Here is a 20,979-nt window from a genome sequence, read left to right as displayed (position 1 = left end):
GCAGGTTCCAAGGAATCCAAACCTGGCGGAGCAATCGACTCAGTGACGCCGAACGACGCGTGATCATGCGCAACCATGGATTTTTCTCCACCGCCGAGAGCCTCGTCGGGAATAATCCGGTACTGGCGATCTTCAAACACGTCGCCGATCGGCGTCTCGAGCGAATCTGGCTGGCCAAGCAGTACGGATCGACGAATCCGTTTCCATGGATGAGCGAGACGATGGACCTCGCCAAAGAGAAAAACTTTTTCGAAACACGCGTCACGGAATACCAATCCGCCGGAAGCCTGAGCTGGGACTGAACACGCAAGACCGGGGAGGGCTTCCCAACGATGCCCTCGATACACGCGTGTGAGGCCCCTTCACCCTACGCCTTCCCATCTCATTCTGGCAACCACACCACCCGGGAGCTGCTACAATGTTGCTTTGTCTCACTCACTCCTCCAATAAGGCACTCTCCACATGATTCTGCGTTTTGCCCTGCTGACGACTTTGGCTTTCTCGGTTGCCGGATTCTCATCCGCTGCCGAAAAAATGAGTCTGGATTCCGAGAAATCGAAAATCAATTTTGTCGGCTCCAAACCAGACGGAAAACACCCGGGCGGTTTCAAAGAGTTCACCGCAGATGCTGTCGTCGATCTGGAAGACCCCAGCAACGGTTCTCTCGAAATTGTCATCACGGCAGCGAGCCTCTTTTCGGACAGCGACAAGCTGACCAATCATTTGAAGAGCCCCGACTTCTTCGATGTGCGAAAGCACCCCAAAATCACTTTCAAAGCGACCAAAATCACCCACGCGGACGGCGAGGAGAAAGCCAGCATTACCGGGATCATGACCATGCTGGGCAAAGAAGTTGAGGTCACGATTCCCGTCGCCGCCAAGGTTACCGAAACGGAAATCACGCTCACTGCCAATTTCAAAATCGACCGCACCAAGTGGGGCATGGTTTATGGAAAAGGGAAGATTGACGACGAGGTCCCCGTTACCGCTGTGCTCGTGCTAAATCGCTAATTCGATGCAGCGTGAAATCCTCTTATGGTGCGTCGGCGCGCCCGCGGCAGTGTCGCTGGCGTGCCTTCTCTTGGCATTTTGGGTAGCCCGTCGTGAACACTGGCTGACTCAATACGTCGTTCCCGCCATCGCCACGCTTGGCTGGTGCGCCGCCATCGCCGTGACGCTGGTCATCCGCCAAGAATTCGATGCTTCTGCCCTGAGTTGGTGGAATCTCGAAGCCTGGCAACAAATTCATGTGCCACTGACCCTCACGGCCTTGTTCTTAGCACTGACCGCAACCCCGCAAGCGCGCGCTCACGAATTTCGCTGGGTCGCCGCTACACTGGGCTGCATCGCTCTCGCCATGGTGGCCATGCCCAGCGGAGAGGGCTGGGTCGATCTGTTTCCGGAGCATCGAGCTTGGATGGCGGCCGTCGCGGGCGCCAGTCTGCTCAATCTGTGGATGCTCGATCAGATGTCTCGCCGTGGTACCGAGCGCTGGATTTTATTGGTTGCCCTGGCAGGACTCGCTGGTCCAACAATTCTCGCCGCGACCGCCTACGCGGGCTTGGCCGAATGGGGCTTCGCCGCCATCGTCGCAACTCTGGTATTTGCCGTCGGAGCGGCCTGCCTGCCGAAGCAAAACCTATGGTGTGTGGCCTATCCAGCAACTCTGTTCGCAGTCTGTACCACGGCCGCAGGACGTTTCTACACCTACGAAGACCACCCTGCTTGGTTGTATGGACTCCTCTTGCTGACGCCATCGTGCATCGGTGCCGTCGACTGGATCCTGAGAAACCGACCGACCTACGCCCGCATCGCCGTCGCAGCCGTCCTCGCGGGCCTCATCATCGGTGTGGCTGCGTGGTTTCTTTTGGCTCGGACGTCGCAGTACTGAGAACACTCGCCGGGTGGGAGCGATTTGTTAGCGAGCCAGTAGGGCCGGTTCCTACCGGCCGTATCCACCGGGACGCGACACCCGATCTCAGTGCACCGGCCAGGCGGTCATTCTCCTTCCCCCTTTTTTGGCTCGAAGCGTTTCCCTGTCACAGGCCCCGGCCAGCTATGCTTATTCGGGAGCTACCAAGAGTTCAGAAATCTCCTCCGGAGTATCAGCGCTGGCGATCCCCCACATCTCGGTACCCGCGAGCGAGTCACTCGGCAGCCAAAGAAATTCAACGACAGTTGATCTCTCACCCAGCACAGTTTTCTCATTTTTTGAAATAGCTTTTAGCACGATCACCCTCTGCTCCTCTATCAGAAACATCGGACGATCGTCTTCACCGTACTGGATCGATTGCTTGAACTGCTGGGATTCATGTGGCATTCCGTAGGTATGCCACACGCCATACGAGTTTACCCGCAGATGCACATTGTCAATCTCCCATCTTCGAATGACCGGACCCTCCTCAGGCCCGACTTTACTTGTAATCGTGGTCGTCTGGTCACCCGCTCTTTCTGCTGAAACTTCCGCCCCCGAGCCAAAGCAATCCAGCAGTCGCTTCTGTAGTTTGTTGCTATGGATATAGAGGATAGGAAACTCAGAGAGTCCGAAGCGCGTAAAATCAATAGCTAAAGATTCTTGCAGTCCAGCTTCAAACCCGCTAGTTCTTCTTGAGACAACTCGGTCGGGAAAGATGATCAATTCCGAACGATCTTCTGTGAGTGCGATGGCAATCGTTTCACTCAACCAGGGGTCAGTTCTACCAGCGAATCCAGACTCTGCCGATAAGGTTTTCTTCTTAGCGACATAAAGACAGCGTTTTGCCTTGTCGATTCATCCGCAATCGAAACTTCGAACGAGTTGATGGGAACTCCCGTCCGTCGTAGGAAATTGTTGTCTCCAGTGATACTAAGACATCAAATCCATTCAGGTTCTCCCAGTATGCCTGGCAGGCCTTGATGAGACTTCTTGGGTCCAATTGTTCCTGCGTAGCACGGCTGACTGGACCATCCGCAACACAGGAATGCGCCAGTAGTGACACAATGAGGATTGCAAGGGCCACCACCTCAACCAATATCTTCTTATCCGTGAGGGTTCCGCGTTTTACCATTCTAGTAGTCATCTTTTAGAATCGCTCCTTATGTTCCTTGGCAGGTGATCAATCGGGGGTGTGACAGATAGCAGCAATGTCGGGGATCAATAGATCGCGATAATTAAACGGTGTTCCACTAATGGTGAGATCCTGCTTGCAGAAGTCACCTGGTCCACTGCAGACACTGGTGTAATCGCACGGAAACCATACCGAGCAATAATCAGATGAGTCGACAAAGAAATTTGTTGCTGCGTACTCATCCCCATGGATGTCTGAATTGAATACGGACAAATAGGTATGCTGTTTATCAATCACTTGCTGTCACCAACTGCCTTGTATGAATATGCCGACACCTTCCGCCAATTGAGATCACCGCTGCCATCCTGTCGTGCTGGCGAACGAACCAATTGCAAACTGGATGCCACAGCAACGGTCAGTCATGGGCTAGGTCGTCAACATGCCTTCTGTTTTTCGTCGAGGGGAAGGCACCTCAACAATGTCCGGTGCTTAGGGGGGGGGGGGTAGATGCGTCCCAAGTGCGGGGAGATAGGCTTCTGCTTTTTGTTTCCAGTCCAGCATCTGTCGCGGCGAATCCGCCAACAGTTCGCCGGGGATGGTTGGGCTGCATCATTTGTCAGCACAATCTGCAATTCAAAGAGGCAGTGGTTCCGCCGGTGGTTTGAACGCGTTGCAACCAGCCATAGGCGCCGGGATGCTACATCCGATCCCAGCAAACAAGCCAAGTGGACGGCCGGTGGGAACCGGCCCTACGGCCAACATAAGTAGGGCCGGTTCCTACCGGCCATAGACGCCGGCGCTGCACTCGATCTGAGCGGACGGGTCAAGCGGACAAGGCTAGTCGGAGATTGCCCGAACGCGCATAAAAAAACCCTCCAGTTTGACCTGGAGGGTTTTTTTAAAATTTCAAAAATCTGGCAATACCTACTTTCACGCTGGTGGGCACTATCATCGGCTCACAAAGCTTGACTACTGTGTTCGGGATGGGAACAGGTATAACCTTTGCGATATGGTCGCCAGAAAGACCATACGACGGGTATTTCGCCGCCGTATGGCCAAGTTGTTTGGTAGCTGTACTTCTATCAAGAGTGTTCTAAATTCTTGCGGTCGCCATCGATTGGCACTTCTCTTGAGTGCGGGATATCGGTGGCCAAACTTTCGCCCGTTAGTATTGGTTTGCTGAATACCTTACGGTACTTACACGTCCAACCTATCAACCTGGTCGTCTTCCAGGGGGCTCTCGACTAATGTCTACGAATCTTCATCTCGAGGCGGGCTTCACGCTTAGATGCTTTCAGCGTTTATCCTTTCCGAAGTTAGCTATCCAGCCGTGCCGCTAGCGCGACAACTGGTACACCAGAGCTTCGTCCAACTAAATCCTCTCGTACTAAAGTTGAATCCTCTCAAGATTCGAACGCCCACGGCAGATAGGGACCGACCTGTCTCACGACGGTCTGAACCCAGCTCACGTACCACTTTCATTGGCGAACAGCCAAACCCTTGGGAGCTTCTACACCCCCAGGATGTGATGAGCCGACATCGAGGTGCCAAACCGCATCGCCGCTGTGGACGCTCGGATGCGATAAGCCTGTTATCCCCGGAGTACCTTTTATCTGATGAGCGATAACCCTTCCATTCGGGATTACCGGATCACTAAGACCAACTTTCGTTCCTGCTCGACTTATGGGTCTCGCAGTCAAGCACACTTATACCTTTACGCTCTACGCCTGATTACCGACCAGGCTGAGTGTACCTTTGCACTCCTCCGTTACTCTTTGGGAGGAGACCGCCCCAGTCAAACTGCCCGACTGACACTGTCCTTTGCCCCGATTCAGGGGTTCAAAGTTAGAACTAAAATATAACCAGGCTGGTATTTCAACAACGGCTCCCGATGCACTAGCGTGCAAAGTTCAAAGCCTCCCAGCTATCCTACACAAATTATATCTCAGCCCAATATCAGCCTACAGTAAAGGTTCACGGGGTCTTTCCGTCTAACCGCGGGTATGTGGCATCTTCACCACAACTACAATTTCACCGGGTCGGTGGTTGAGACAGTGCTCCAATCGTTACGCCTTTCATGCAGGTCGGAACTTACCCGACAAGGAACTTCGCTACCTTAGGACCCTCATAGTTAGGGCCGCCGTTTATTGGGGCTTCGGTCGCGAGCTTCGCCGTGAGGCTAACCCTCTTCCTTAACCTACCAACACCGGGCAGGCGTCAGACTCTATACATCCACTTGCGTGTTAGCAGAGTCCTGTGTTTTTGATAAACAGTCGTTAGAGCCGATTTTCTGTGGCCTCCAACAGCGTGAACCGTCGGAGGCGCCCCTTATCGCGAACTTACGGGGCCATTTTGCAGAGTTCCTTAACCACCGTTCTCCCGAGCGCCTTAGAATTCTCATCTCGCCTACCTGTGTCAGTTTTAGTACGGTCAGTTGCTTAACTTCGCAGCTTTTCTTGGACGTCCTTCCAATGACTTCGAGAACTTGGATGCTCTCGAGCTTGACCTTGGCTATATCCGGTATTTTAACCCCAGACACCTCAGTGGTCGCTACGGACATTTCTATTCGTACCGCTCACTTTCCGGACGCCGTCCCTGCGACTAGATACACAACCGGCGAAGGAATATTGACCTTCTATCCATCCCCTACGCTTTTCAGCCTCGGGTAAGGTACCGGCTAACCCTGGGCGGATTTACCTTCCCCAGGAAACCTTAGGCTTTCGGCGAACAGGATTCTCACCTGTTTTATCGTTACTCATTCCGGCATAATCACCCGATGACGCCAACACCGCTCGTTACCGTACGGCTTGTATCTCGTCATCGGCGCTCTCCTACCACTCTAGCCAAAAGGCTAGAATCCGCTGCTTCGGTGAAATACTTACTCCCGTTCATTATCGGCGCAGAAATGCTCGACTGGTAAGCTATTACGCACTTTTTAAATGGTGGCTGCTTCTAAGCCAACATCCCAGCTGTCACGGCACTTCAACTTCCTTAGTGACTAAGTATCTCTTCGGGACCTTAGCAGGCGATCTGGGTTGTTTCCCTCTCGACCCTGGAGCTTATCCCCCAGGGACTGACTGCCGAGGTACGGCAACCGGTATTCGGAGTTTGGTTCAGTGAGGTACCCCGGGAAGGGCCCCCATCCGATTCAGTATCTCTACCCCCGGTTACTAATTTACTCGACGCTATCCCTCAAGATATTTCGGAGAGAACGAGCTATCTCCTGGTTTGATTACACTTTCAGTCCTCCGCACAGGTCATCCCCTCGGTTTTCAACCCAAGTGAGTTCGGTCCTCCACGCAGTTTAACCCGCGCTTCAACCTGCCCATGCGTAGATCACACAGGTTTCGCGTCTGCAGCAAACGACCAACGCCCTATTCAGACTCGGTTTCCCTTGGGCTTCGTTCCGTCAGAACTTAACCAAGCCGTTTACCACAACTCGCCGGATCATTATGCAAAAGGCACGCCGTCACACATTAAAATAGTGCTCCGACCGCTTGTAGGCACATGGTTTCAGGTTCACATTCCTCCCCTAACAGGGGTTCTTCTCACCGTTCACTCACGCTACTGGTTCGCTATCGGTCGTTAGAGAGTATTTAGCCTTACGGGATGGTCCCCGTGGATTCAGTCTAGGTTTCACGTGACTAGACCTACTCAGGTGCCTCTAAGGTGTGATCCGGTTTTCACGTACGGGGCTGTCACCCTCTGTGGCCGACCATTCCAAGTCGTTCCGTTAACCAATCACAATCCCATATCGAAGTCCTACAACCCCGAGAGGGAAACCCCCTCGGTTTGGGCTATACCGATTTCGCTCGCCGCTACTGACGGTATCGATTTTTCTTTCTATTCCTCTAGTTACTTAGATGTTTCAGTTCACTAGGTTGTTACAGACATACCTATGTATTCAGTATGCTGCGGTCGGGAATCCCGGGATCATCACTTGTGTGTCAACTTCCCCAGGCTTTTCGCAGACTTCCACGCCCTTCTCCTTCTAACGCCAAGACATCCCCCATGTGCCCTTGATAGATTGGCCACCGAAATCCCGAACTCAAAAACCATCCATCAACCTCGTGGCGAACCACCCAGAAAACAAATCGCAATCGAACTCATAGACTTCAAATTTGAATCTATTAACGATATCACACAGTGGCCAGACTCTTCTAAGTAAGCCTGGCCGCTCAAGAATCCAATCGAAATTTATCACCAGCTTAAATCTCCAACACACGAACGAGCTCGAGAAATCAGACTGGCGACGCTTCCGAAGAACTTATATAAAATTACCTTGTGAATGCTTACTGAACCCCGGAAAAAGGCCAGCTCCCATTCACATATGGTGCTCTTTTCAGATGCCAACTACCAAACAACCAAATTGTCAAAAATCAGTTTCGTGGATGAATCGCTTTCGCAATCGACCCACGAGTCGCTGTCGAAGACAGCCGGCCGAGATCATGATGCCCTCTTTGCGAGGTGATCTCGGCCGGTCGTTTTCGAGTGAGCGGAGAATTTAGCGGCTCGCCCCATCCCCGTCAAGCGGGAAAGGGTAACTAAATCTTCATTATGTCCAGCAGCGATATTGGGGCCTTGTGGGAGCCTGCAGGGGGCGAGTTTAGCGGCCGCCGCGATCGCGTCCCAAACGATCATTTTGCCATGCTCAAGTGAATGACGTGACTCGCCACACGGATGGATCAGGACGTGTTTGCCGTGCTAGCCCAATGGCGGTGGCTCGCGATGCGGGATGCCGGTGGTAACACACGCCGCATCTAAAGTGCGTTTGAACGCCATAGCAACCCCAGCGCCACTTGCGGTCGCTGCCATGCCTTGCCCTTCAAGGCCGCGCATTCGTGCCATTGCATCGTTCTCTGTTGGGCGATCTGCGCGACCACGTCTGAACAGGTTTTCACACACACGATCCGCCTAGCTGGACAACGTCAATTCCGTCCACAATTGGCAAAGCGCATCACAATCCTAAACTTATTCTGAAGAAATTTCCCGAGCGAGTTGCGTTCCGGTGCGTTTGAATCGCTCCCCATCAGCTTGCTCAGTACTTGTCGATAACTCCCATTCGTTGTTGCCGGTTGGAACCCAAGCATCTACCGAGAACCGATACATTGCCCACACGCAGACGCTACCGGCGAACGGGTCTTGCCCAGCGAGATAGAGACTCTTCCCGACAGTCCATCATGTGTCGTTTCGAGAATCGACCCGCTCGGTACGCCAATGGGGCAGCTTGCGATCAAACAATCCAATCATGGCTACGCCCTCGGAATTAGATTCTGTTGAGAATTAGGCGGCACTTGGACACAAATGCGGATGCGATCGGGAAGTTCAATCATCCCGCTCGCGTGATTGGCTGGCGGAGCAGGGCGCCGCGGTGTGCCTCGGAACGAAGCAGTTACGAACCTCGCCACGGCGGGAATTTTCGGCTCTTGTGGCTGCCGCAGCCTCCGTTGCGAACACTGTACCGAATGCTCGGCATCGGCGGAGGCTTCGGATTGATTGGCATCCGCCGCTAGCGTAGTTCATCTGACACCGGGACGGCGGAACGCAGAATAGGACCGTTGTCCCTTCCGAAACCACTTTTCTGCACGCTCGGGACGATGGTCCCAAGCTACGCTCAGCGGCAACCGTCCACCAGCACCATTTGGCCCGGTGGGTTGACGGCTATTTTTTAAGACGTTGACGGCGGGCGCGTCGGACTCGCTTGCGGTCGGCCGCTTGCCGGCGTTCGTCTTGCCGGTAGTCGCGGATACATTCTGGGTGCGAGTCTCTCCAAGCAGGTGGACGTCGCGATGACCGGTCGGTTTCACCAGCCAGGGCGCGGCGCAGCACATCATCCAAATACGCGTGAACGTCCAAGTCATTGCGGATCGCCGTCCCGATGATCGTCATCAGGTTCGCCGCTCGTTCACCCGCTGACAACGAGCCTTTGAACAACCAGTTCTTGCGGCCCGTCGCCACGCGCTTCATCAACTGCTCGCAGTCGTTGTCATCGTTTGGAACCCGAGCGTTTGCGGTGAACCGATTCAGCGACGCCCAGTGGCGACGCACGTACGCTGCCGTCTGGCCAAGATTGCTTTTGGGAAGAACCTTGGGCGAACTCATTGGTTCGCTTTGTAAGTATTCGTCGATCAAGCCAAGCACGTGACGCGAGTGGGTTTGTCGCCGCGATAGTCGCTCCGCATCATCGAGAGCCTTGATTTGATCCTCGATGTCGTAAAGCATCCGGATCAGCGATTCCAGCTTCGCCACTTGGATTGGAAACGCACTGCGGCACTCGTCAATCTTGCGACGTGCATGCGCCCGAAACGCATCATGGATGCAAAGTGCTACCATCACGCAACTTTCATTCGTTGGAGTCTTACCTTGGCCGACTTCCATGACACGCCAGCGATCCACATCGCGAATGCGACCAAATCGATCGTGAAGCGCGCTCGACCAAATGGAGGCACTGGCAGCTCGACGGTGCCTTGCTCGAATCGTCCGTACCACAAGGTCCAATCCACCAGTCTCCACCAGAGGGATTTGGTGCAGTCTCGCTTTCGATTGACAAACTGAGACGGTGAACCGTCGGGACGCTCTTGGAAAGCAAAGTAAACCCAATAACCTAAAACCCGCGCCTACACTGGTTCTGGTGAACGGTTACGTTCGTGTGACCATCGCGGGAGTGATCGCGATCCTCATCATTCGCGTCAACGCATGGTTTATACTCAGCGGGTTGCCTGAGCACTAACACTTGAAGTTTATACCTTCTAACTCTTAGACATCTCTCGTAGCGTTTCCCAGTTAATCCAGCGCAACCAATGCGAATAATATCGGCAATCGATTACCTCATTTTCTTCCTCCAAAGTCGACCAGTACCTGACTCCGATCGTCGTTCGCGATTCCTTCCATCGCCCCAATCGATCCGCCAGTGAACGATCCACGTGTCGGCGGTGCTGTTGGGATTCAACCGCAGGAAGTTTGAATTGAGGTCAATGTTCGTGGAATCTGCGGAGATCTATTGTGGTCAAATCCTCTGCGATCACTACCAACAGGGTGACTAAACAAACTAGTCCAAGCATTCTACTCGTCGTCAACATGGGGATAGCTGATGGGTGCCTACGTTGTATTGGGCGGAACCGGAGCGGTCGGTTCCGCATTGACTGAGAGACTCATCGGCAGTGGCAACCACGTGACGATCAGCGCTCGCGATTCGGAGAAGGCCCGGCCACTGCAGGAACGAACAGGGTGCGATGTCTGTCAGGCCACGGCGGATGACTCCGCATCAATCGCCGAGGCTGTCGGTTTCGCGAGGGAGAAACACGGACGACTCGACGGTGCAGCTAACTGCATCGGATCCATCCTACTGAAGCCTGCCCATTTGACCACTGACGATCAGTGGCATGAAACGCTGATGACAAATCTTTCTTCGTCGTTCTTTCTCTCTCGCGCAGCAGCCAAAGCGATGCGGGAATCAGGCGGGTCGATCGTCCTAGTATCGTCCGTGGCCGCTCGCTATGGGATGGCTAATCACGAAGCGATCGCAGCGGCGAAGGCAGGCGTCGAGGGCCTAACAGTATCTCTTGCTGCTACCTACGCGAATCGCGGGATTCGCGTTAATGCGGTTGCACCTGGGCTAGTCAAATCGGAAATGACTCGGAGTCTGTGGGAATCTGCACCAATCGCTCAGGCATCAGAGAAAATGCATCCGCTCGGTCGACTCGGTGAGCCCGCGGAGGTAGCTGCACTCATGGCCTGGCTACTGGAACCCGCGTCGGGATGGCTCACAGGCCAAGTGATCGGGATCGACGGAGGATTGGGGTCGATCGCGTCGCGTCGCTAGAGACGCCGGGGCTACTGAATGTAGGATCCGTGAACGTGGCCGTGAGCAAAATCATTCAGCTCCCGCGAATCTCTTGACCTCCACATCCAACGGGAGGGAACACTACGCAAATTGTTTGCCGTATCATTTCTCAGCGGACAAGCCAAGTGGATGGCCGGTGGGAACCGGCCCTACGGCCAACATACGTAGGGCCGGTTCCTACCGGCCATAGACGCCGGCGCTGCACTCGATCTGAGCGGACGGGTCAAGCGGACAAGGCTAGTCGGAGATTGCCCGAACGCGCATAAAAAAACCCTCCAGTTTGACCTGGAGGGTTTTTTTAAAATTTCAAAAATCTGGCAATACCTACTTTCACGCTGGTGGGCACTATCATCGGCTCACAAAGCTTGACTACTGTGTTCGGGATGGGAACAGGTATAACCTTTGCGATATGGTCGCCAGAAAGACCATACGACGGGTATTTCGCCGCCGTATGGCCAAGTTGTTTGGTAGCTGTACTTCTATCAAGAGTGTTCTAAATTCTTGCGGTCGCCATCGATTGGCACTTCTCTTGAGTGCGGGATATCGGTGGCCAAACTTTCGCCCGTTAGTATTGGTTTGCTGAATACCTTACGGTACTTACACGTCCAACCTATCAACCTGGTCGTCTTCCAGGGGGCTCTCGACTAATGTCTACGAATCTTCATCTCGAGGCGGGCTTCACGCTTAGATGCTTTCAGCGTTTATCCTTTCCGAAGTTAGCTATCCAGCCGTGCCGCTAGCGCGACAACTGGTACACCAGAGCTTCGTCCAACTAAATCCTCTCGTACTAAAGTTGAATCCTCTCAAGATTCGAACGCCCACGGCAGATAGGGACCGACCTGTCTCACGACGGTCTGAACCCAGCTCACGTACCACTTTCATTGGCGAACAGCCAAACCCTTGGGAGCTTCTACACCCCCAGGATGTGATGAGCCGACATCGAGGTGCCAAACCGCATCGCCGCTGTGGACGCTCGGATGCGATAAGCCTGTTATCCCCGGAGTACCTTTTATCTGATGAGCGATAACCCTTCCATTCGGGATTACCGGATCACTAAGACCAACTTTCGTTCCTGCTCGACTTATGGGTCTCGCAGTCAAGCACACTTATACCTTTACGCTCTACGCCTGATTACCGACCAGGCTGAGTGTACCTTTGCACTCCTCCGTTACTCTTTGGGAGGAGACCGCCCCAGTCAAACTGCCCGACTGACACTGTCCTTTGCCCCGATTCAGGGGTTCAAAGTTAGAACTAAAATATAACCAGGCTGGTATTTCAACAACGGCTCCCGATGCACTAGCGTGCAAAGTTCAAAGCCTCCCAGCTATCCTACACAAATTATATCTCAGCCCAATATCAGCCTACAGTAAAGGTTCACGGGGTCTTTCCGTCTAACCGCGGGTATGTGGCATCTTCACCACAACTACAATTTCACCGGGTCGGTGGTTGAGACAGTGCTCCAATCGTTACGCCTTTCATGCAGGTCGGAACTTACCCGACAAGGAACTTCGCTACCTTAGGACCCTCATAGTTAGGGCCGCCGTTTATTGGGGCTTCGGTCGCGAGCTTCGCCGTGAGGCTAACCCTCTTCCTTAACCTACCAACACCGGGCAGGCGTCAGACTCTATACATCCACTTGCGTGTTAGCAGAGTCCTGTGTTTTTGATAAACAGTCGTTAGAGCCGATTTTCTGTGGCCTCCAACAGCGTGAACCGTCGGAGGCGCCCCTTATCGCGAACTTACGGGGCCATTTTGCAGAGTTCCTTAACCACCGTTCTCCCGAGCGCCTTAGAATTCTCATCTCGCCTACCTGTGTCAGTTTTAGTACGGTCAGTTGCTTAACTTCGCAGCTTTTCTTGGACGTCCTTCCAATGACTTCGAGAACTTGGATGCTCTCGAGCTTGACCTTGGCTATATCCGGTATTTTAACCCCAGACACCTCAGTGGTCGCTACGGACATTTCTATTCGTACCGCTCACTTTCCGGACGCCGTCCCTGCGACTAGATACACAACCGGCGAAGGAATATTGACCTTCTATCCATCCCCTACGCTTTTCAGCCTCGGGTAAGGTACCGGCTAACCCTGGGCGGATTTACCTTCCCCAGGAAACCTTAGGCTTTCGGCGAACAGGATTCTCACCTGTTTTATCGTTACTCATTCCGGCATAATCACCCGATGACGCCAACACCGCTCGTTACCGTACGGCTTGTATCTCGTCATCGGCGCTCTCCTACCACTCTAGCCAAAAGGCTAGAATCCGCTGCTTCGGTGAAATACTTACTCCCGTTCATTATCGGCGCAGAAATGCTCGACTGGTAAGCTATTACGCACTTTTTAAATGGTGGCTGCTTCTAAGCCAACATCCCAGCTGTCACGGCACTTCAACTTCCTTAGTGACTAAGTATCTCTTCGGGACCTTAGCAGGCGATCTGGGTTGTTTCCCTCTCGACCCTGGAGCTTATCCCCCAGGGACTGACTGCCGAGGTACGGCAACCGGTATTCGGAGTTTGGTTCAGTGAGGTACCCCGGGAAGGGCCCCCATCCGATTCAGTATCTCTACCCCCGGTTACTAATTTACTCGACGCTATCCCTCAAGATATTTCGGAGAGAACGAGCTATCTCCTGGTTTGATTACACTTTCAGTCCTCCGCACAGGTCATCCCCTCGGTTTTCAACCCAAGTGAGTTCGGTCCTCCACGCAGTTTAACCCGCGCTTCAACCTGCCCATGCGTAGATCACACAGGTTTCGCGTCTGCAGCAAACGACCAACGCCCTATTCAGACTCGGTTTCCCTTGGGCTTCGTTCCGTCAGAACTTAACCAAGCCGTTTACCACAACTCGCCGGATCATTATGCAAAAGGCACGCCGTCACACATTAAAATAGTGCTCCGACCGATTGTAGGCACATGGTTTCAGGTTCACATTCCTCCCCTAACAGGGGTTCTTCTCACCGTTCACTCACGCTACTGGTTCGCTATCTGTCGTTAGAGAGTATTTAGCCTTACGGGATGGTCCCCGTGGATTCAGTCTAGGTTTCACGTGACTAGACCTACTCAGGTGCCTCTAAGGTGCGATCCGGTTTTCACGTACGGGGCTGTCACCCTCTGTGGCCGACCATTCCAAGTCGTTCCGCTAACCAATCACAATCCCATATCGAAGTCCTACAACCCCGAGAGGGAAACCCCCTCGGTTTGGGCTATACCGATTTCGCTCGCCGCTACTGACGGTATCGATTTTTCTTTCTATTCCTCTAGTTACTTAGATGTTTCAGTTCACTAGGTTGTTACAGACATACCTATGTATTCAGTATGCTGCGGTCGGGAATCCCGGGATCATCACTTGTGTGTCAACTTCCCCAGGCTTTTCGCAGACTTCCACGCCCTTCTCCTTCTAACGCCAAGACATCCCCCATGTGCCCTTGATAGATTGGCCACCGAAATCCCGAACTCAAAAACCACCCATCAACCTCGTGGCGAACCACTCAGAAAACAAATCGCAATCGAACTCATAGACTTCAAATTTGAATCTATTAACGATATCACACAGTGGCCAGACTCTTCTAAGTAAGTCTGGCCTCTCAAGAATCCAATCGAAATTTATCACCAGCTTAAATCTCCAACACACGAACGAGTTCGAGAAATCAGACTGGCGACGCTTCCGAAGAACTTATATAAAATTACCTTGTGAATGCTTACTGAGCCCCGGAAAAAGGCCAGCTCCCATTCACATATGGTGCTCTTTTCAGATGCCAACTACCAAACAACCAAATTGTCAAAAATCAGTTTCGTGGATGAATCGCTTTCGCAATCGACCCACGAGTCGCTGTCGAAGACAGCCGGCCGAGATCATGATGTCCTCTTTGCGAGGTGATCTCGGCCGGTCGTTTTCGAGCGAGCGGAGAAGTTAGCGACTCGCTAACCTCTCGTCAAGCGGAACAGTGAGGGAAATCTTAAAAAAGCTTTCATCAAAGTTTCACTTCGAATCCGCAGTTGGAAACTGGGTGAGCGGTGAAGCTCGCCAGCCGTTTCTTGGCTGCGGGTTGAGAAGAATAGCGTTCCGTCGCCGGGCGTCAAGTTGACTTCGTCACAAAGTTCGAAAGTTTTTCTTAACCGCTGTTTCTTCTCGTGGTTGAAACAGTTCGTTTCAGTGTAAACGACTGTAAAGACCGGGGTCTCCTGGCGTCACGGCGGGAAGAGTACTGATCGTGGGACTCGCCCGCAAGGGACACTTCGCCGAAAAACAGGCGAATTTTCACAGGACCCTTGGGTCTCGCGATCGGCCAGGAAGAAACTGTTTCGGCTGGAGCGTTGCCCCGGCTGCAACATTTCTCGCAGTTATTGCTCAGGCGGAGGGGAAAGCTGAGTTGGCCAGACGGGTGCGGAATTCACGTCGCCCCGGCTGCCCAGGATGGTGATACCCTGCCGCGTGCGGCAGTTGCCTGCCGCAGACGTTGTCAGATCGCGTCGAGGATGGCTCCGTCTGGACGGCCACCCATGCAAACGTTCACCTACTGGATTTGGCCTTTTTCGCCTCACCATTCGCCTGCTTGCGATTGCGAGACTGCTTCTTGGCGGGAATTTCGGGCGCATCTTGGGGCTGGTCCTTGAAACGATACGGATCATCGAGACGACGCATTTCGTCAAGCAACAGCTGGTTCATCTCCCGCAATTTCTCGGTGTATTTCGGGTCGGCCGCCAGGTTTCGTTGATAGGACTGGGGGTCGATGCCACTCAGAGCAATCACCTTGGGATCGTGATGCTCGTCGAGAAACTCATGGGGATTCTCGCGAAGATTGAACAACTGCGTTTCAGCGGATCCATCAGCAGTTTCGTAGCGGATTAGCTTCCAGTCGCCCTCCTTCACGCAGCGCATCCCCGGCTTCTCTCCACCGCAATAACATCCATAGAGAACATCTCGAACCGTCTGTTCTTGTCCCATCAGGACAGGCCGGAAGCTTTTGCCCTCACTGGTTTTGGGGGCGTCAATGCCGGCTAAATCGCACATCGTCGCGAGCACATCGAGCAGATAGATGTTGCCTGGGGCCCGTGTCCCCGGCGCGATGCCGGGGCCTTTCACGACCATCGGAATTCGCCAAGTGTGCTCGTAGAGATTTTGTTTTCCCTGCAGTCCGTGCCGCCCAATCGCCATCCCGTGATCGGCACAATAGAAAATGTAAGTATTGTCTAACTCGCCCATCTCCTCTAGTTTCCCGAGCACGCGTTGGATTTGGATATCGATGTTTTCACTGCATGCGAACTCGCGTCCCAGCTCGTTACGGATGGTTTGTTCGTCGCGATTCTTCCATACACCGCTGACGGCGATCTCGTCGCGAACATCGATATGGGAGTTGTCGAAGGGGTGCTGCGGTAGATAGTTGACCGGTAACTTAGGTTGCTGATCGTTAGCTGGAGGTAGGCTCGATTTGTCCTGATGGTTGATTGCACCATATTTCTCGAGCAACTCGGGCTTTCCATCACGGGTGTCGTGGGGATGAGAAAAACCAAAATAGATCAGAAACGGATCGGTTTGCTTGGCAGATTCTCGCTCCGACAGATAGTCGAGCACCTGTTCACCGTGCCACGCGCTGCCGGTTTCGTCGGTTCCCCCCCGCTTCGTGGCGTCGTTAACCACTGAAAAAAGCTGATTGGCGGCCGCGTAGCTGTTACCTCGTTTGCAGGTCCGCATCGTCGCATAACCAGCGGCATTGAACACTGCGGGCATTGTATGATCGGGCATGTCGGTGGGTACATACTTGGCATCCGCTGCCAAGGGATTGCCGCCCGGCAGATGCCACACGGTACGACCGCACATCACCATCGTCCGCGACGGAGTACACACCGCACCACTCCACGACCCCATCTGGTATGCACCGTCGAACACCATGCCTTCCGCGGCAAGGCGATCGATCGCCGGCGTGTCGAGACGTGAGTCAGGATTATAAACCTTCAGATCGAAGGGCGACTGATCGTCAGCGATAATGAAGAGGATGTTTGGCGGGCGAGTTTCAGCAGCATGCAGCCATTGAGCTGAACAGAGCAGGGCGAATAGAGCGACGTACTTCATGGTGGGGAAAGGCGGGTGAGCGGGAGCGATCGGGCACCTCGTGGAGCGACGCGGAGAGCGTCGAAACCAGCCACGAGTCTCACCAGCATTGTAATGCTTCCGGAACCGGTGATGGGGTCGACAGCAACCACTTGCCTCCCGTTTGCCCGCCGCTCGCTCCGCGTGTCGATTCGGGGCCTTCGCAGTGGATCGTCGTTGATCCCCCGGGACGACAGGCGGACCGGCTGGGCCGAGATGGCGGTACCTCGCCGAGCAGACTCGCACAATTGAATACAGATATCCAAACAAAAAGCCACTTGCCGCAGTGCGACAAGTGGCTTTCGAAGTGGAGGTAGACGGTTTCCGAATCAAAAACCGCAAGCACTTGCCGCAAAAGGCTTTGCGTCGATAGCGATTCTCTAATTGGACCCCGGTTTGGCCAGTTTTGGCTTTCTAATTGGACCTCTTTTTTGACGCATTTTTTCCCGATTGATAGCGTAGCTTGGTCGCTGAAGTAAGGCTTATTACTAACGAACCTCCTTAGCGGCGTACGCTCTCAATGGGTGACCGGGCGTGTTGGCTCTGCCCCTCGACCGCAGGCTCACCTAGCCGAGAAAGGACAAAATGCTCTCGATGAGATGCAGGCCCCCAAACATGGTTCCCAGAACAAACAGGAAGAAGATGAACAGGAAGAATTGGATGATTTCCATTAAAAGGTTCCGGTGAAAGTGGTTCGATTAAGTCTGTCTCGGAAAACTGCTGTTTCCGTCGCACACCCCTACCTATCGCGAGTGCGTAACACCCATTCCGGTCCCAGTGGGTCAGAGATGCCGAAAACAGCTTGATTAGCGTAGAAATCACGTAAATCCCGCGTCAAAAATCGAATTCCGGCGTTTTTGGTGTCACTATTACTAGGGAAGACTTAGATTTTCTGAGTCCCCGCAACCCCCGCCAAAGCCCCGTCGTTCAGTCATCTCACTCAGAGATGCCTGGATTGCGGGGCTTTTTTCATTTCTATCCCATCGATTTGAAGGAGACCCAATGGCCTTTGCCGTTCTGGCGGCCAGCAGCGTGCTGGTCGTGCTACTCACCCTGGCTTGGGCGAAGGAGATTCGACTCAGACGTGCTCTGCAGTCGCTCCTGGCCCGAGTCTTTTCCCAATGGAGAAATCCTCGTGAAGCAAGTGAAACATCTTCGACGCGTCGCGATGTGCCTGGCTCTGCTGATTCTCAGCGTCGCCGGGTGCAGTGACTCATCTGACGAACGGCTTGCTGCGTTTGCTCAACAATCGATGGCCGAACAACGCATGCAGAACGATCGGATCGCTGATCAGTCACAAGCCGTCGTGGCAGAAAGCCACCAACTCGCGGAAGCCGCGAAGGAACTGGTCAAAAGCGACGCGGAAGCTCGCCGGGAACTGATCGCCGCCCAAACTGAGATGACTTCGCAGCTTAATGAGCAGCAATCGGTCATCTACTCTGGCCATAACCAGCTCGAACAGGATCGTCGCGATATCGCATCGCAACGACACCGAGATCCCATCATTGCGACGGTGATTCAGAACTTGGGACTGACCATGGCGTGCGTGCTGCCGCTCGTGGTCGCGGTGTTCGTGATCCGGCAAATGCAATCGCAGGAACCTGATCATGCGGCGGTCGCGGAGATGCTGGTTTTCGAACTGACCTCAGATGAACCACGGTTGTTGCCGGGGCCTATGACTCGGCGTCCAGCTTCGGATCACGACGACGAGGAAACCAATCACGCACTGTTCAGTGGTGACTCGACGGATGACGTCGAGCCACCCCGCTAACCATTTAACTCAACACAAGGAGAACCAATCCATGAGCCACATCGTGGAAATCAAAACAGAAGTCCGAGACGAGGTCGCAATTGGCTCCGCCTGCCAGCGTCTCAAACTGGATCCGCCCACGCGGGGCACGGTCAAGCTGTTTAACAGCGAGGCCACCGGCGTGATTGTCAGCCTTCCCGGCTGGCGATACGCGACGGTGTTCGACACGCGATCCGGCGAGGCTCGCTTCGACACCTACAACGGCCACTGGGGCAAACAGGCTCAACTCGATCGCTTCTTGCAGGCATACGCCGTCGAGAAGGCAAAACGGGAAGCTCACCTGAAGGGCCACACCGTCACGGAGGTGTCGCTCGCTGACGGCTCCATCAAGTTAACCGTCACGGTAGGAGGTGCCACATGAGCCCAACCATCGAAATCGTCGTCTCGCCCACGGGCCAAACGCAGGTTCAGACCAAAGGTTTTACCGGCAGCAAATGCCGTCAGGCCAGTCAGTTCATCGAACAGGCACTTGGTCAACGCACCAGCGAGCAGCTGACTGCTGAATTTCATCAATCGGCAAGTCAGCAGCAATCCAATCAACAACATCACTAAGAAAGGAGATCAACCTTGAAACTCAATACTCGCCTCACGGAGTACGTGAGAGCATGTTTTACGGGCATCTGGATCGAGTCCCACGAACACCAGGATGCCCTCACCGAAATCGCTCAGCTCTGCCGCGACCAACAATGGCAACTGGCGACCTGGGACATTGAATCTGGTTTGAACGTTCCCGATCAACCGCAACAGGACACGATCGGCAACGATCCGTTGACCGCGATCCGGTCGATCAACGCTCTCGCCTCGCCTGACGGCACAGCGATCCTCGTGCTGCAGAACTTTCATCGGTTCTTGCAGTCCGCTGAAGTCGTCCAGGCACTGGCACGTCAGATCGTGGCTGGCAAACAGAACCGCACGATCGTGGTCGTGCTTTCGCCGGTGGTGCAGATCCCGACGGAACTGGAAAAGATGTTCGTGGTGATGGAGCATGACCTGCCCAACCGCCAGGAACTCGATGAGATCGCTCGAGGAATCGCCACCGAAGAGGGAGAATTGCCGAAAGACTCCGAACTTCAAACGGTGATCGACGCGGCGGCTGGCTTGACTCGCATGGAAGCTGAGAACGCTTTCAGCTTGTCACTGGTCCGTCAGGAACGGATCACTGCCGATGCGGTTTGGGAGATGAAGACCCAAACGCTAAAAAAAAGTGGTTTGCTTTCGCTATACCGCGGCGGCGAGGACTTCAGCAGCCTGGGAGGCCTGTCGGCACTGAAGGCTTTCTGTAAACGGGCCATGCTGCAGTCGCACCGAGGCAACTCACGCTATCGCCCGCGGGGCGTTTTACTTCTCTCCCCACCAGGATGCGGCAAGTCGCAATTCTGCAAAGCCCTCGGCAAGGAAGTCGGTCGCCCGGTGTTGAATATCGATGTCGGCAGCCTGATGGGTTCACTCGTCGGGCAGTCGGAGGAACGCACTCGCCAGGCACTGAAAATCATCGACGCAATGGCTCCGTGTGTGGCGATGATCGATGAAGTCGAAAAAGCGTTTGCGGGAATGAACGGCAGTGGCGACTCCGGAGTCGCATCACGGATGTTCGGCACGTTCTTATCGTGGCTCAATGATCACGAGTCGGATGTGTTCGTGGTCTGTACAGCGAACGACGTCTCCAAGCTGCCACCCGAGTTCAGTCGCAGCGAACGTTTCGACGGTGTGTTCTTTCTCGATCTGCCCAGTCGTGAAGAGAAGGATGCGATTTGGAAGCTTTATCGGGATCTCTATGAAATCGACTCCGCACAGGGTGCTCCCGATGACACCAACTGGACTGGGGCGGAAATCAAGTCGTGCTGTCGTCTGGCAGCGTTGCTTGATCTGCCACTGAATCAGGCGGCACAGAACGTGGTGCCGGTGGCGGTGACCGCGGCAGAGTCCGTAGGTCAACTGCGTTCCTGGGCCAGCGGTCGATGTCTGTCGGCCAGTCGCTCTGGCATCTATCAGCAGACTAACGGTTCGCCAAAGGCTCGCCGCCGAGTCAATCGAGAACCGTCGAACAACTGAAGTCCCTTTCTAAAATCCGGCTTTTAAAATCCGGATTTTACCACCTAGCCGGTCGGTGTCCCCACGTGGGATGCCGTCCGGCTGATCTTCAACTGGCTGGGCGTTCGTAAGTCACTGAGCTCGTCCCAGAAGGAGGCTATCAACG

The 20,979-nt window shown here is 54.0% G+C and carries 13 protein-coding genes, 4 rRNA genes and 1 pseudogene; 8 read left to right on the top strand and 10 right to left on the bottom strand.

The annotated features are described in order from the left end of the window. Nucleotides 1-59 precede the first annotated feature (59 nt). The 3 genes from Poly21_RS24805 to Poly21_RS24795 all read left to right on the top strand — a co-directional run bounded on the left by Poly21_RS24805 (nucleotide 60) and on the right by Poly21_RS24795 (nucleotide 1,891). Nucleotides 60-302: a hypothetical protein gene (locus Poly21_RS24805; RefSeq protein WP_302120554.1), complete on the top strand. Its 243-nt coding sequence runs from the start codon at nucleotides 60-62 to the stop codon at nucleotides 300-302. A gap of 160 nt (nucleotides 303-462) precedes the next feature. After that, nucleotides 463-1,011 carry a YceI family protein gene (locus tag Poly21_RS24800; protein ID WP_146409773.1) on the top strand — a complete coding sequence of 183 codons (549 nt, stop codon included), beginning with the start codon at nucleotides 463-465 and terminating at the stop codon, nucleotides 1,009-1,011. Between the two features lie 4 nt (nucleotides 1,012-1,015). Then, nucleotides 1,016-1,891 (top strand): hypothetical protein, encoded by an 876-nt coding sequence (locus tag Poly21_RS24795; protein ID WP_146409772.1) that lies wholly within the window; start codon nucleotides 1,016-1,018, stop codon nucleotides 1,889-1,891. Between the two features lie 171 nt (nucleotides 1,892-2,062). On the opposite strand, the gene Poly21_RS24790 is transcribed toward Poly21_RS24795, so the two are convergent. The 7 genes and pseudogenes from Poly21_RS24790 to Poly21_RS28380 all read right to left on the bottom strand — a co-directional run. Further along, the gene (locus tag Poly21_RS24790; protein WP_146409771.1) at nucleotides 2,063-2,683 is read right to left on the bottom strand and encodes a hypothetical protein; all 621 of its coding nucleotides are present in this window, start codon (nucleotides 2,681-2,683) and stop codon (nucleotides 2,063-2,065) included. A gap of 412 nt (nucleotides 2,684-3,095) precedes the next feature. Then, nucleotides 3,096-3,344: a hypothetical protein gene (locus Poly21_RS24785; protein ID WP_146409770.1), complete on the bottom strand. Its 249-nt coding sequence runs from the start codon at nucleotides 3,342-3,344 to the stop codon at nucleotides 3,096-3,098. A gap of 615 nt (nucleotides 3,345-3,959) precedes the next feature. After that, a 5S ribosomal RNA gene (rrf, locus tag Poly21_RS24780) occupies nucleotides 3,960-4,068 on the bottom strand. A 125-nt stretch (nucleotides 4,069-4,193) separates the two neighbouring features. Further along, nucleotides 4,194-7,080: ribosomal RNA gene (locus Poly21_RS24775) — 23S ribosomal RNA — on the bottom strand. Between the two features lie 671 nt (nucleotides 7,081-7,751). Continuing rightward, entirely contained in the window at nucleotides 7,752-7,895 is a 144-nt protein-coding gene (locus Poly21_RS27950; RefSeq protein ID WP_302120550.1) for a hypothetical protein, read from the bottom strand. A gap of 813 nt (nucleotides 7,896-8,708) precedes the next feature. Beyond that, entirely contained in the window at nucleotides 8,709-9,380 is a 672-nt protein-coding gene (locus Poly21_RS24765) for an IS66 family transposase (protein ID WP_302120548.1), read from the bottom strand. Continuing rightward, a pseudogene (locus Poly21_RS28380) lies at nucleotides 9,380-9,589 on the bottom strand (transposase family protein); the annotation flags it as partial. The pseudogene Poly21_RS28380 and the gene Poly21_RS24765, both read right to left, overlap by 1 nt. A gap of 548 nt (nucleotides 9,590-10,137) precedes the next feature. Here Poly21_RS28380 and Poly21_RS24755 point away from each other — a divergent pair. Further along, nucleotides 10,138-10,869, top strand: a complete 732-nt coding sequence (locus tag Poly21_RS24755) for an SDR family NAD(P)-dependent oxidoreductase (RefSeq protein ID WP_146409767.1) — start codon at nucleotides 10,138-10,140, stop codon at nucleotides 10,867-10,869. A 333-nt stretch (nucleotides 10,870-11,202) separates the two neighbouring features. On the opposite strand, the gene rrf (Poly21_RS24750) is transcribed toward Poly21_RS24755, so the two are convergent. The 3 genes from rrf (Poly21_RS24750) to Poly21_RS24735 all read right to left on the bottom strand — a co-directional run bounded on the left by rrf (Poly21_RS24750) (nucleotide 11,203) and on the right by Poly21_RS24735 (nucleotide 16,954). Beyond that, nucleotides 11,203-11,311: ribosomal RNA gene (gene rrf / locus Poly21_RS24750) — 5S ribosomal RNA — on the bottom strand. Nucleotides 11,312-11,436: 125 nt separating this feature from the next. Next, a 23S ribosomal RNA gene (locus tag Poly21_RS24745) occupies nucleotides 11,437-14,323 on the bottom strand. A 1,071-nt stretch (nucleotides 14,324-15,394) separates the two neighbouring features. Then, nucleotides 15,395-16,954, bottom strand: coding sequence for a sulfatase family protein (locus Poly21_RS24735; RefSeq protein WP_146409765.1), 1,560 nt, complete (start codon nucleotides 16,952-16,954; stop codon nucleotides 15,395-15,397). A gap of 1,153 nt (nucleotides 16,955-18,107) precedes the next feature. Between Poly21_RS24735 and Poly21_RS24730 the strand changes: the two genes are divergently transcribed. The 4 genes from Poly21_RS24730 to Poly21_RS24715 are packed head-to-tail and all read left to right on the top strand — an operon-like array spanning nucleotide 18,108 to nucleotide 20,834. Then, nucleotides 18,108-18,743 (top strand): hypothetical protein, encoded by a 636-nt coding sequence (locus Poly21_RS24730; protein ID WP_146409764.1) that lies wholly within the window; start codon nucleotides 18,108-18,110, stop codon nucleotides 18,741-18,743. Between the two features lie 31 nt (nucleotides 18,744-18,774). After that, entirely contained in the window at nucleotides 18,775-19,143 is a 369-nt protein-coding gene (locus tag Poly21_RS24725; RefSeq protein ID WP_146409763.1) for a DUF1257 domain-containing protein, read from the top strand. Beyond that, complete coding sequence (locus Poly21_RS24720; RefSeq protein WP_146409762.1) at nucleotides 19,140-19,334, top strand: DUF2997 domain-containing protein; 195 nt, start codon at nucleotides 19,140-19,142, stop codon at nucleotides 19,332-19,334. Before Poly21_RS24725 ends, Poly21_RS24720 begins: the two co-directional genes overlap by 4 nt. Nucleotides 19,335-19,349: 15 nt before the next feature. Further along, nucleotides 19,350-20,834 (top strand): Ycf46 family AAA ATPase, encoded by a 1,485-nt coding sequence (locus Poly21_RS24715; RefSeq protein WP_146409761.1) that lies wholly within the window; start codon nucleotides 19,350-19,352, stop codon nucleotides 20,832-20,834. The last annotated feature ends 145 nt before the right edge of the window (nucleotides 20,835-20,979 follow it).

It is taken from the genome of Allorhodopirellula heiligendammensis, assembly GCF_007860105.1.
In the GTDB taxonomy this organism is placed as follows: domain Bacteria; phylum Planctomycetota; class Planctomycetia; order Pirellulales; family Pirellulaceae; genus Rhodopirellula; species Rhodopirellula heiligendammensis.
The sequence above is the reverse complement of the archived record's forward strand: the minus strand, read 5'-3'. Positions and strand labels throughout refer to the sequence as shown.

What these genes read in the sequence shown, in the direction of transcription:
- Poly21_RS24800 (WP_146409773.1), top strand. Translation starts at nt 463, where the DNA reads ATGATTCTGCGTTTTGCCCTGCTGACGACTTTGGCTTTCTCGGTTGCC.
- Poly21_RS24795 (WP_146409772.1), top strand. Translation starts at nt 1,016, where the DNA reads ATGCAGCGTGAAATCCTCTTATGGTGCGTCGGCGCGCCCGCGGCAGTG.
- Poly21_RS27950 (WP_302120550.1), bottom strand. Translation starts at nt 7,895, where the DNA reads ATGGCACGAATGCGCGGCCTTGAAGGGCAAGGCATGGCAGCGACCGCA.
- Poly21_RS24765 (WP_302120548.1), bottom strand. Translation starts at nt 9,380, where the DNA reads ATGGTAGCACTTTGCATCCATGATGCGTTTCGGGCGCATGCACGTCGC.
- Poly21_RS24755 (WP_146409767.1), top strand. Translation starts at nt 10,138, where the DNA reads ATGGGTGCCTACGTTGTATTGGGCGGAACCGGAGCGGTCGGTTCCGCA.
- Poly21_RS24735 (WP_146409765.1), bottom strand. Translation starts at nt 16,954, where the DNA reads ATGAAGTACGTCGCTCTATTCGCCCTGCTCTGTTCAGCTCAATGGCTG.
- Poly21_RS24725 (WP_146409763.1), top strand. Translation starts at nt 18,775, where the DNA reads ATGAGCCACATCGTGGAAATCAAAACAGAAGTCCGAGACGAGGTCGCA.
- Poly21_RS24720 (WP_146409762.1), top strand. Translation starts at nt 19,140, where the DNA reads ATGAGCCCAACCATCGAAATCGTCGTCTCGCCCACGGGCCAAACGCAG.